We start from the raw sequence: 11,576 nt of genomic DNA on the forward strand, positions 1-11,576 counted from the left end.
GTAAAAGCAGAACAGGCCGCATTCGAGGTGCGGCGCAATAAAAAACAGGAACAGGAAGATAACCCCCTGTTCCTACCATGATCTATTTTACTTATCCATCAATCTGTTATCAGTGACAGGCTCACCAGCAGCCGCTGATTACCATCAATGGTTTATTTACCGCTTTTCACTTTGGTCCAAGCCCGGGTGATCACACGATCAATTTTCGGATCTTGTACTTTTAATGTGAACATCTTGGCTCGCACATCTGCCGGTGGATAAATACCTGGATTATCACGAACTTCTGCGTTCACCAGCGGGGTAGCAGCTTTGTTGGCATTGGCGTAGAACACGTGGTTGCTAATATTGGCAATCACATCAGGGCGCATCAGGTAATTCAGGAACTGATAGGCTTCATCCTGATTTTTAGCATCCGCAGGCATGGCAAACACATCAAAGAAAGCTAATGCGCCCTCTTTCGGAATGCTATAAGCCACATTCACACCATTTTTGGCTTCTTTGGCACGATTAGAAGCCTGCATGATGTCGCCAGCCCAACCCACAGCCACACAGATGTCACCGTTTGCCAGATCATTAATGTATTGTGATGAGTGGAAATAACGGATATTTGGCCGCAGTTTCAATAACAACTCGGTGGCAGGGCCTGTGTAGTCAGTAGCCTGAATACTGTTGGGATCTTTACCTAAATAATTAAGAACGGTGGCAAAAATCTCACTTGGCGCATCCAGGAAGGAAACACCGCAGCTTTTCAACTTCTCAAGATTTTCCGGTTTCAGCACCAGATCCCAGCTGTTTACCGGAGCATCTTTCCCGAGTGCCGCTTTCACTTTCTCGACGTTATAGCCAATACCGGTCGTCGCCCACAGATACGGAATGGCATATTTGTTATCGGGATCGTGCTTGCCAACCAGCGCCAGCAATTCAGGATCAAGATTTTTGTCATTCGGTAATTTACTTTTATCCAACGGCTTAAATACGCCCGCAGACAATTGGCGCTCCAGGAAACTGGCTGACGGCACCACCAAATCAAACCCGGTGCTCCCCGCCATCAATTTACCTTCCAACACCTCGTTGGAGTCAAACACATCATAGACAACTTTAATGCCGGTTTCTTTTTGGAAATTAGCCAGCGTATCTGGCGCGATATAATCAGACCAGTTGTAAATGTGCAGTGTTTTTTCTTCAGCAGATGCTGAGACGGACGCGGCCATTAACAGGCCAGCAGCAACACCCGATAACCACTTTTTACGTTGGGTGAACATCCGTTAACTCCTCCAAAATAGGGGGTAAATTCGTGCGATAAATTTGTATCCAGTGGGATACAACATGGTTGTCCTGCGAGTGCTATTGCCACCGACACCAGATGCATGACTATGCACGGTGAGTGATTATTAACCTAACAAGGATAATCACTGATTTTGCGGAGGAATATTATGCCCTTTGCAGAAACAGCAGCATAACCGCAGTTCGGAATCCACGCCAGACTCTAGGGTAAAAAACGCCTTTTATCGATTTTTTATGCACATTCTATCTATGTAATGCGTCACTAATGGCATAAACGGCGACAAATATCTGGCAAAGGAGGGTAAAAAGCAGAATATCTTATGGTTTAGCGGAGGAATCTTATGGCTTACCGAGAGAATAAATAGTGTGCCACTGGTTATCAGCAGCACCCTGATTTTGATGTACGGGAGTCAATTAATGAATTTAGTGTATAACAGGGTAAGCGGTGGCGGTTTGTGGCAACTCATCATCGTCGTCGCTGTTACCAATAAATAATAAATCATTGGCGCGTGCTTCCAGAATAATCATCGAAATCTGCTCTTCGCACTGCTGCATAAAGTAGCCAAACTGGGCGAATGTGACCCCGACCTCAACCGTCAGGGACTGACAGACAATCAATTTTGGCAGATTATCATCCTGAATATCGATAAACGCTTTAACTGTCAGCGAGCTGGCATTGATTTGACTGAGATCCGCGACCAACGGGATCAATGCTGTTGGGCGCACCTCGGCCAGCGCTGAAAATAGGATAACGTTATCCACTAAATCAATTTTGGCATCAAACACACCCTCAAAATTTTGCATATGCGGCAGATGCAGTGCCTGGCAGGAATCGCACTCAAAAAATGAGATACCGAGTTGATCCAGCCAACGCCGTAATAAGGCTAAATCCGGGACGATGAGTGAATCCATAACTACCTACCTCACGATTCTCATAATACGAAAAGTGCCATAGCTTACGGAATATTGGCCGACAGCGCTACTTCAATCCCGACTAATTTAATGCCGCAGGAAAGGCTCAGTCATGACCTTACTTAGATTTGTTCTCCTTTTCGGCACGCGCTTTATCTAACTCTTTCTTAGATTGGGGTCTGGAAATTCTATCTGCACTCCCTAAGAGCGGGCCAAAACCACTGGCGACGCGCCAAACAATGCAGGCCGCAGCTGGGATCATCAAACCAATACCAACAAAAATCATAATAATCGCAACTGGCGGTGTACCTATTGCTCCTGGTAATGACAAATAGCCATTTATACTGAGATAGGCAACAACCAGTAATATCATCCCCAATGCTTCCAAAATAATCACAATACGGGGCATATCTCCTAACGAGCGCATCTTTACCTCCGATAGGCTCTGTACCCTTCACACTTAATGTCACCAGGCAGTTAAACCCTTACCTGCAACGCCGCGTTCATTGGCTATATATCAGCTTTTACTTAGTGTATTGAATCCCCAAGATTTGTAACAGTACCCATAAGCAAATAGGTAGGATTAATCGGACTAACAGGTAAATCCTGCTTTTTTTTCACCGCATCAGAAGGCATAGTAGTCAGCAGTCGAATGAGTAATACGCTATAAGTCATTTAGCAACTGAATACATCAGTAACTGTTGGCGAAGTGATTATCTCAAATTAATCAAGGAGTTTTACATGTTTGCTGTGATTTTTGGGCGTCCTGGATGTCCTTACTGTGTACGTGCCAAAGAATTGGCGGAAAAACTGGAAACTGAGCGTGACGATTTTAAATTCCGTTACATCGATATTCACGCAGAAGGTATCACCAAAGCTGATCTGGAAAAAACGGTCGGCAAACCAGTAGAAACCGTGCCACAAATCTTTATCGATGAGAAACACATCGGTGGCTGCACTGATTTCGAAGCCTATGCTAAAGAAAATCTGAGCCTGTTCCAATAATCGGCTGATAAACCTCTCTTATTGGCTAACGGTTAACAACAGTGCGCCAACCTTGATGAGTTTTATCCGAAAAAGGGTGCTTAGCGCCCTTTTTTCTTGCCTGTCATTTAGACTCACCCAGCAAAAACCAGGCGTCAAAGCGATATAACTCCGCCAAACACCAGCAGATAACCCCGCACTTTATCAGTAAACAAGCATATCCCCCTGGCTAAGGCAAACTTCCTGCTTACTACTGGCTGTCTCGCAACAGACCGATTAGAATAAGCACCGCTATCGCTTACATTTATATTTCAGCTAGCGATGTTTTTTTGAATTAAAAGGTTTTGAATTTAAAGATATGTGTCGCTCTGGCTTTACATTAAGGGTGTATGCATCGTGGATCATCCTGACTAAATAGAAAGTCATACTCGTGAATATAAACGTCGCAAACTTGTTAAACGGCAACTACATCTTGCTGTTATTCGTGGTGTTAGCGCTGGGGTTATGCCTGGGCAAACTGCGATTGGGGCCTATTCAATTAGGTAACGCTATTGGTGTGTTGGTGGTATCTCTGTTGCTTGGGCAACAGCATTTTACGATTAATACCGAAGCCCTGAATCTGGGCTTTATGTTGTTTATTTTTTGTGTCGGCGTCGAAGCTGGCCCAAACTTTTTCTCTATTTTCTTTCGTGACGGCAAAAACTACCTGATGCTGGCGTTGGTCATGGTGGGCAGCGCAATGGTTCTGGCGCTGGGGCTGGGTAAACTCTTTGGCTGGGATATTGGCCTGACCGCCGGGATGCTGGCCGGTTCCATGACATCCACTCCGGTTTTGGTGGGCGCTGGCGATACTCTACGCCATACCATCGCGAATAATCCGGCGTTGCAACATGCCCAAGATAACCTGAGCTTAGGTTACGCCCTGACCTACCTTATCGGGCTGGTTAGCCTGATTTTAGGGGCGCGATATTTACCCAAGCTTCAGCACCAAGACTTACCGACCAGCGCGCAGCAAATTGCTCGTGAGCGCGGCCTCGATACCGACAGTCAGCGCAAAGTCTATCTGCCCGTTATCCGTGCCTATCGCGTTGGCCCGGAATTGGTGGCTTGGGCTGATGGCAAAAATCTACGTGAATTAGGAATTTATCGTCAAACCGGCTGCTACATTGAGCGTATTCGTCGAAATGGTATTTTGGCGAACCCAGATGGTGATGCGGTGCTACAAGTCGGTGACGAGATCTCATTGGTCGGTTATCCAGATGCTCATTCCCGTCTTGATCCCAGTTTCCGTAACGGCAAAGAAGTGTTCGACCGCGATTTGCTGGATATGCGCATTGTTACCGAAGAGATTGTGGTCAAAAACAGCAATGCCGTCGGTAAGCGCCTGAGCCATTTAAAACTGACCGACCACGGTTGCTTCCTAAACCGCGTGATCCGCAGCCAGATAGAAATGCCGATTGATGACAATGTGGTACTGAATAAAGGCGATGTATTGCAAGTCAGCGGTGATGCACGACGCGTTAAAAGTGTGGCAGAGAAGATTGGTTTTATCTCTATTCACAGTCAGGTCACTGACCTGCTGGCGTTCTGTGCCTTCTTTATTTTAGGGTTGATGATCGGCCTGATCACCTTCCAATTCAGTAACTTTAGTTTTGGTATTGGTAATGCCGCTGGCCTACTAATGGCTGGGATCATGCTGGGCTTTTTACGTGCCAACCACCCGACTTTCGGCTATATACCGCAAGGGGCGCTAAATATGGTGAAAGAGTTCGGTTTGATGGTCTTTATGGCAGGGGTCGGCTTGAGCGCCGGTGGCGGTATTAATAGCAGCCTGGGGGCCGTCGGTGGGCAAATGCTGATTTCCGGCTTAATCGTGAGTTTAGTGCCCGTGGTTATCTGCTTTATCTTTGGCGCTTATGTATTGCGCATGAACCGTGCTCTACTTTTCGGCGCGATCATGGGAGCGCGCACCTGTGCTCCGGCCATGGATATCATCAGTGATACTGCGCGCAGTAATATCCCAGCGCTTGGTTACGCAGGTACTTATGCCATTGCGAACGTATTACTGACCTTGGCTGGCTCGCTAATCGTTATTGTTTGGCCGGGAATATTAGGTTAGTGCGTAAAAAAGGAGACTCAAGGCAAAGCTAAACATTTTTTTAAGCTTTTTTCATTTGCCCAGAACTTTCTTACTGGACTGGGGTCTGATTTAATGCCACTGCTTTTCTTTGATGTCCCCATATTGAGGAGCCCGATAGTCCCGCCTTCTTAGGTTCAAGACTAGTCGGGTTTTTTCTTGCCTGAAATTCGAACGCCCCATTCCTCCCCTTAAGGCTTTCTTAAGACAAAATTATTACAGTAGGAACATCACTACTTCTGCTCCAGGCTATTTCGTGAAGATCAACAAACCTGCCTCTCAATCAAGCGTTATGACATCGACATTAAATAATACCTCAACGGCACTGACAATTAGGACAAACTCCCTTTACTCGTTGCCGTTATCCTTTTATTTTTGGCAGGTTTTTGCATTGGTGATCAGTGGATTGCTGTTTCTTTGGTTATCCCGTGATGAACAGTTGGATTGGCTTATCAGTAATTATTGGTTTGATCCCGTCTCGCAACATTTTCCATGGGAAAATAATTACTGGCTGGATTTACTGAATCATCGCTTATTGAAAATAGCCATTATCAGCGCTGCCGTCGTCACATTGCTATGGGGTCTTTATCGCCGTAATAAGCGCGTAGTGACCACTATGTTGCTGTTCGGTATTGGCCCGCTGGTGATTGGTGTGCTAAAAGCGACCAGTGCCCACTCCTGCCCTTGGGATCTGGTGGAGTATGGCGGTAAATCCCTGAGTTATGTGCTGATGGGAACAGCCCCGGTCGGCGCAGGCCCTGGTCACTGCTTTCCTGGCGGCCATGCCTCTAGTGGGTTTGCAGTAATGGCATTGTTTTTCTTGTTTTACCCCGAACGGCCACGCTGGGCTTTATTGTGTTGGTTTGCGGGGGTGAGTCTTGGCATGTTGATGGGTTTTGGACAAATCATGCGCGGGGCACATTTTCTTACCCATAACCTGTGGGCGGGTTGGTGGGTTTGGCTCAGCCAATTGGCTGTGTATTGGATGATCAGCGGTGTTTACAACCGTGATAAGGGTAAAGAATGATTGAACAAATGAATTACTTTTTCTTTTCCATGATAAATGCCACTCCAGCATCATCGCCATGGATGATTTCTTTTGCGACTTTTATCGCACGCGATTTGATTATGATTATCCCCATATTATTAGTGGGTATGTGGTTGTGGGGGCCACAAAGCGACATGGACTCACAGCGTGCCTTAGTGACCAAAGCCGCTATCGCACTTGCTTTCTGCATGCTTTCAGCCTCCTGCATTGGGATGCTTATCCCCCACGACCGGCCTTTTGTGGTCGGTTTTGGTTATAACTTTATGAATCACGCACCCGATAGCTCTTTCCCGAGTGATCACGGCACCGCTATTTTCACTTTTGCTCTGGCCTTTGTTTTTTGGCACAAACTGTGGTCCGCTATCAGCCTGATGGTCGTAGCTATCGCAATTGCATGGTCACGAATTTACCTGGGTGTGCACTGGCCATTAGATATGGTGGGTGGATTTTTGCTAGGAATTGTCGGCTGCCTGTTTGCACAATTGGTGTGGAACTTGTTCGGCGACGCTATTTCAAATGGGTTGAAACGCCTCTATCAGGTTGGCTTTGCCTTACCTATCAGCAGAGGTTGGGTCAGAAACTAGCACCCTCTACGTGACTCATCTCACATTGCCGGCAGATTAAAATGCCGGCCAAATTTCCCGTAAAATCCCTTCAAAATTTTAAAATATACTAAAAATCAAGTAATTACGCCAACACATGGTGCTTCATGCGGTTATTTAACCATCATAAATGTAATTAAAATAACAAAATAAAATCTAAAACAGCTATAAATGTGAGGATTAGCTTTGTTTTTTCCTAACAATGTTATTATTATAACAACAGAGCTAACTTATAGATGAACAAAAGGATAAAAATCATGACGATCAATTACGCTAATTATATTGACCATACCCTACTGGCAATGGATGCCACCGAAGAGCAAATTATTAAGCTGTGCGAAGAAGCCAAGCAGCATCATTTTTATGCGGTATGTGTTAACTCTGGGTATGTTCCAGTTGCTGCACAGCAGTTAGCAGGCACCTCGGTTAAAGTGTGTTCAGTCATCGGTTTCCCGCTGGGGGCTGGCTTGACCGAAGCAAAAGCCTTTGAAGCCCAAGCTGCTATCAAAGCTGGCGCACAAGAGATTGATATGGTTATCAATGTTGGCTGGTTGAAAAGTGGCAAAATCGCAGAAGTTAAAGCGGACATCAAGGCCGTGCGCGATAATTGCGCCGCCACACCGTTGAAGGTAATATTAGAAACCTGCCTGCTTAGCGATGCACAGATTGTACAAGTTTGTGAAATGTGCCGTGAGCTTGACGTCGCTTTTGTTAAAACCTCAACAGGTTTCAGCACTGGTGGCGCTAAAGAAGATCATGTCAAATTGATGCGTGCCACAGTTGGCCAGGAGATGGGGGTCAAAGCCTCCGGCGCGGTTCGTGACAGAGCGACAGCAGAAACAATGATTAAGGCTGGCGCGACACGAATTGGCACCAGTTCTGGTGTTGCTATCGTTTCAGGCCAGCAAGCATCGGCGTCAAGTTACTAACTTATTAAATATCCAATAGATTTCAAGCTGCGGAATGGCGAGTAACTCGCGCCCGCAGTTTGAAAGATGATGGGTATAAGCCCGGTTATTACCGGGCTGAGGTTAATGACAAAGTCCTCGTAGCGGTGAAAACAGGCAGATCGTAAAGACGCCGTAAAATCGTCCCTGATGGCTCGAGCCGCGCCATCCCTGGCGCGGACGCTTTACTCTTCTACCTGTCCTCACCTTGCAAGATCGAGTTGTCGAGGTTTATCAGCAGTCTGAGCCCGGTTATTGCCGGGCTTACTTATTCCATGTACTGTTTGTACTCTTTGTTTTACGCTTTTCATTTTACAGTTCATGGTGTTAAAAATAACTCGTCAGGGATAGCTTATGGAAACTCGCCGTGCAGAACGTATCAATAAACTTACTCAGGCCCTTAAGCGCTCCGACAAAATTCATCTAAAAGACGCAGCCAATCTATTGCGTGTTTCTGAAATGACGATTCGGCGAGATCTGAGTGCCGAACCTACTTCTGTCATTTTGCTTGGCGGTTATGTAGTGATGGACCCCAAAAGCAACAATGCCAATAACTATTTTGTGTCCGACCAACAAGCCAAGCAGGTGGAAGAAAAGCGCCTAATTGGCCAGTTAGCGGCGCGTCTTATTGTGGAAAATGACACCGTTTTTTTTGACTGCGGCACCACAATTCCTTCAATAATCGATGAGATAGATGAGGAACTGTCATTTACTGCCATCTGCTACTCCCTCAATACCTTCCTGTCTTTACAAGACAAACCCAATTGCAAAGTTATCTTGTGCGGGGGTGAATTCAAGCCCAATAACTATATTTTTACCCCTATCAGCCAACATAATGAGCTGGACAATGCTTGCCCAAATAAAGCTTTTATCTCTGCGGCGGGCGTTTCTATTGAGTATGGAGCCACCTGTTTCAACTTTGATGAGATCTTGTTGAAACACCGCGCTATAGCCAAATCCCAGCATAAAATCCTGGTGGCTGACCACAGTAAATTTGGCAAAATCAAGCCCGCCAGTATTGGCGCGCTAACACTTTTTGATGCCATCGTGACCAACCGTCAGCCCGATAGCGAATTCAGCCAGTTCTTTTTACAGCACAATATCAAAACCTACTGTTAGATTCTTTTCCCCCTTATATACTCTAAATAATTCGAGTCGCAGGAAGGCGGTAAGAGAGAGAACCCCGATGAGCTTACTCTCGTAAGTGATTCGGGTAATTGAACGTAGCCAACGCACATGCAGCTTGAAGTATAACGAGTATAGATACGGATAACGGGCAAGATGCGCGCACCGCATCCTACTGCTCGCTAGATTCCCCCTCTCATTGATGTTATCCATAATGGCTGACACCCTTGATTACATAGTAAAAATCCTAGTTCACAAAATACTCAGTAGATAATTTCTTTGCCTATATCAGATAAAAAATGGATTATATTTAAGCAAAATAATCTGACGGCAAATAACCATATTTAATTTGTGGCTTAATGGTGCTTTTATCCATGCTAAATTTAAAACACGATTCCATTGTCGAATTAATATCCACTTATATTTGGGCTTAAGGTAAATTAATTTAACATTTAGTGTTCTTTTAATGCATTCAATTAAAGGAATGGCGTTAGTTTATTGTCTGACAATTACTAATCGCTCATTTTCATATGACAAATAAAGCATAGAGTACCAATAATCACTCGCTGACTTATTCCCATCCATCAACACTGTTATTGTTGTTTTCTTATTTCACTGTTTATATCACCGCCATTTCCAGATGCTATTGCTTATTCACACAAAAAATCATAATACCTTTAATATCAATAAGTTAATCAAATTAACTTTCTTTGCATTAATGATGTTCGTCAACAAACCGGTTAAAAAACTGATTTTTACTAGATTCGCAAGCTGGGTTAAAATATATTGCCCACCAAGGTATTAAGGGATAAAAAATAAATCGTTTATTTATTGTTCAGTAAGAAAGAAGTGTTTTTCATTGTGCTTATTGATGGATTATAAACATTCATATAACAATAGTTTGTAAATCCGCAACAAGTCATGAATGTCGAGTTTATTGAGCATTTGCGAGCATGATCACGGTAGTTTTCACTACAAATCGCTATCTTGCCGCCAGCAAAAACTACTGTTCTTTATTGAACAACAAAAATATCCGATAAAGCGAATTCACCCTCTTAAAATCGGTTAAATTTTGCACTTTAACGTTTAGGTATAAATCACAACCACGACACCAAAGTAATAACCAGGGTACCAACTTTAAACAAATCGTTTCGACTGAATTTTTCGCCTGATAACGTCGCTAAATAAGGCATTACAGGTACTTAACTTTCGGCTCTTAATTTTAAATTAACGTGTTCACATTGGAGATTTTTCATGGACACTACTCAAACAGGCACTATTGCCTCCTCGGGAAAAACTTCATCAAGTACATGGCGTAAAAGTGACACCATGTGGATGTTGGGTCTGTACGGTACCGCAATCGGCGCAGGTGTATTGTTCCTGCCAATCAATGCGGGTATCGGTGGCCTTCTACCTCTGATCGTTATGGCTATTATTGCTTTTCCTATGACCTTCTATGCGCACCGTGGCCTGTGCCGTTTTGTGCTGTCAGGTAAAAATCCGGGAGAAGATATCACTGAAGTGGTTGAAGAGCATTTTGGTCAAGGCGCGGGTAAACTGATTACCCTGCTTTACTTCTTCGCTATCTACCCAATTTTGTTGGTCTACAGTGTCGCGATTACCAACACCGTTGATAGCTTTATTACTCATCAGATGCATCTGCCATCCCCACCACGTGCCATTCTGTCGCTGATCCTTATCATCGGCCTGATGACTATCGTGCGTTTTGGTGAGCATGCCATTGTGAAAGCAATGAGTATTCTGGTATTCCCATTTGTTGCAGTCCTAATGCTGCTGGCTGTTTACCTGATCCCTAACTGGTCAAGTGCTATCTTCGAACACGTTTCCATGGATGGCAATGGTACTGGTAGTGGTCTGTGGATGACTCTGTGGCTGGTCATTCCGGTGATGGTGTTCTCATTCAACCACTCCCCAATCATCTCTGCCTTTGCAGTAGCAAAACGCGAAGAATATGGTGTTGATGCTGAGAAAAAATGCTCGCGCATTTTAGCTTTCGCACACATCATGATGGTTGTTACCGTGATGTTCTTCGTATTCAGTTGCGTCCTGAGCCTGTCCCCTGCGGATCTGGCAGAAGCGAAAAGCCAGAATATCTCCATTCTGTCTTACCTGGCTAACCACTTTAATACCCCAATGATTGCCTACATGGCACCGGTTATTGCCTTTATCGCTATCACTAAATCTTTCCTGGGCCACTATCTGGGCGCACGTGAAGGCTTCAATGGCATGATGATCAAATCTCTGCGCAGCAAAGGCAAAGAGATCAATCATGACAAATTGAACCGCATTACTGCCCTGTTCATGCTGGTCACTACCTGGATCGTAGCAACCATGAACCCAAGCATTCTCGGCATGATTGAAACGCTGGGTGGCCCAATCATCGCGATGCTATTGTTCCTGATGCCAATGTACGCCATCCATAAAGTTCCGGCGATGCGTAAATACAGCGGTAAAGTAAGCAACGTATTCGTGGTCATCATGGGTCTTATTGCTATCTCAGCAATCTTGTTCAGCCT

Annotated in this window: 10 protein-coding genes; 7 read left to right on the forward strand and 3 right to left on the reverse strand. The window is 44.9% G+C overall.

Annotation, left to right across the window (positions count from 1 at the left end; genetic code table 11):
• Nucleotides 1-152 precede the first annotated feature (152 nt).
• The 3 genes from potF to ACNSO8_RS06435 all read right to left on the reverse strand — a co-directional run bounded on the left by potF (nt 153) and on the right by ACNSO8_RS06435 (nt 2,623).
• A complete protein-coding gene (potF, locus tag ACNSO8_RS06425) occupies nt 153-1,262 on the reverse strand; it encodes a spermidine/putrescine ABC transporter substrate-binding protein PotF (protein ID WP_046050688.1) in 1,110 nt (369 codons plus the stop codon).
• 445 nt (nt 1,263-1,707) lie between these two features.
• Nucleotides 1,708-2,196: a YbjN domain-containing protein gene (locus ACNSO8_RS06430; RefSeq protein WP_019079911.1), complete on the reverse strand. Its 489-nt coding sequence runs from the start codon at nt 2,194-2,196 to the stop codon at nt 1,708-1,710.
• A gap of 118 nt (nt 2,197-2,314) precedes the next feature.
• A complete protein-coding gene (locus ACNSO8_RS06435; RefSeq protein ID WP_050159794.1) occupies nt 2,315-2,623 on the reverse strand; it encodes a YbjC family protein in 309 nt (102 codons plus the stop codon).
• Nucleotides 2,624-2,937: 314 nt separating this feature from the next.
• On the opposite strand from ACNSO8_RS06435, the gene ACNSO8_RS06440 reads away from it, so the two are divergent.
• The 7 genes from ACNSO8_RS06440 to ACNSO8_RS06470 all read left to right on the forward strand — a co-directional run.
• Nucleotides 2,938-3,201 carry a GrxA family glutaredoxin gene (locus ACNSO8_RS06440; RefSeq protein ID WP_004873700.1) on the forward strand — a complete coding sequence of 88 codons (264 nt, stop codon included), beginning with the start codon at nt 2,938-2,940 and terminating at the stop codon, nt 3,199-3,201.
• Nucleotides 3,202-3,610: 409 nt separating this feature from the next.
• Nucleotides 3,611-5,299, forward strand: a complete 1,689-nt coding sequence (locus tag ACNSO8_RS06445; RefSeq protein WP_005171180.1) for an aspartate:alanine antiporter — start codon at nt 3,611-3,613, stop codon at nt 5,297-5,299.
• Between the two features lie 373 nt (nt 5,300-5,672).
• Nucleotides 5,673-6,344 carry a phosphatase PAP2 family protein gene (locus ACNSO8_RS06450; protein WP_019083473.1) on the forward strand — a complete coding sequence of 224 codons (672 nt, stop codon included), beginning with the start codon at nt 5,673-5,675 and terminating at the stop codon, nt 6,342-6,344.
• A complete protein-coding gene (ybjG, locus tag ACNSO8_RS06455; RefSeq protein ID WP_172672068.1) occupies nt 6,344-6,949 on the forward strand; it encodes an undecaprenyl-diphosphate phosphatase in 606 nt (201 codons plus the stop codon). Before ACNSO8_RS06450 ends, ybjG begins: the two co-directional genes overlap by 1 nt.
• Nucleotides 6,950-7,224: 275 nt before the next feature.
• Complete coding sequence (deoC, locus tag ACNSO8_RS06460; protein WP_046050685.1) at nt 7,225-7,896, forward strand: deoxyribose-phosphate aldolase; 672 nt, start codon at nt 7,225-7,227, stop codon at nt 7,894-7,896.
• 372 nt (nt 7,897-8,268) lie between these two features.
• On the forward strand, nt 8,269-9,033 hold the full coding sequence (gene deoR / locus ACNSO8_RS06465) for a DNA-binding transcriptional repressor DeoR (protein WP_019079916.1): 765 nt from the start codon (nt 8,269-8,271) through the stop codon (nt 9,031-9,033).
• Nucleotides 9,034-10,293: 1,260 nt separating this feature from the next.
• On the forward strand, nt 10,294-11,576 hold a 1,283-nt coding region (locus ACNSO8_RS06470), incomplete at its 3' end, for an HAAAP family serine/threonine permease (RefSeq protein ID WP_418394160.1).

The sequence above is a fragment of the Yersinia sp. LJYL362 genome (assembly GCF_048323875.1).

Bases quoted from the DNA above. Each gene is read 5' to 3' on its own strand.
- ACNSO8_RS06430 (WP_019079911.1), bottom strand. From the start codon at position 2,196: ATGGATTCACTCATCGTCCCGGATTTAGCCTTATTACGGCGTTGGCTG.
- ACNSO8_RS06435 (WP_050159794.1), bottom strand. From the start codon at position 2,623: ATGCGCTCGTTAGGAGATATGCCCCGTATTGTGATTATTTTGGAAGCA.
- deoC (WP_046050685.1), top strand. From the start codon at position 7,225: ATGACGATCAATTACGCTAATTATATTGACCATACCCTACTGGCAATG.
- potF (WP_046050688.1), bottom strand. From the start codon at position 1,262: ATGTTCACCCAACGTAAAAAGTGGTTATCGGGTGTTGCTGCTGGCCTG.
- ACNSO8_RS06440 (WP_004873700.1), top strand. From the start codon at position 2,938: ATGTTTGCTGTGATTTTTGGGCGTCCTGGATGTCCTTACTGTGTACGT.
- deoR (WP_019079916.1), top strand. From the start codon at position 8,269: ATGGAAACTCGCCGTGCAGAACGTATCAATAAACTTACTCAGGCCCTT.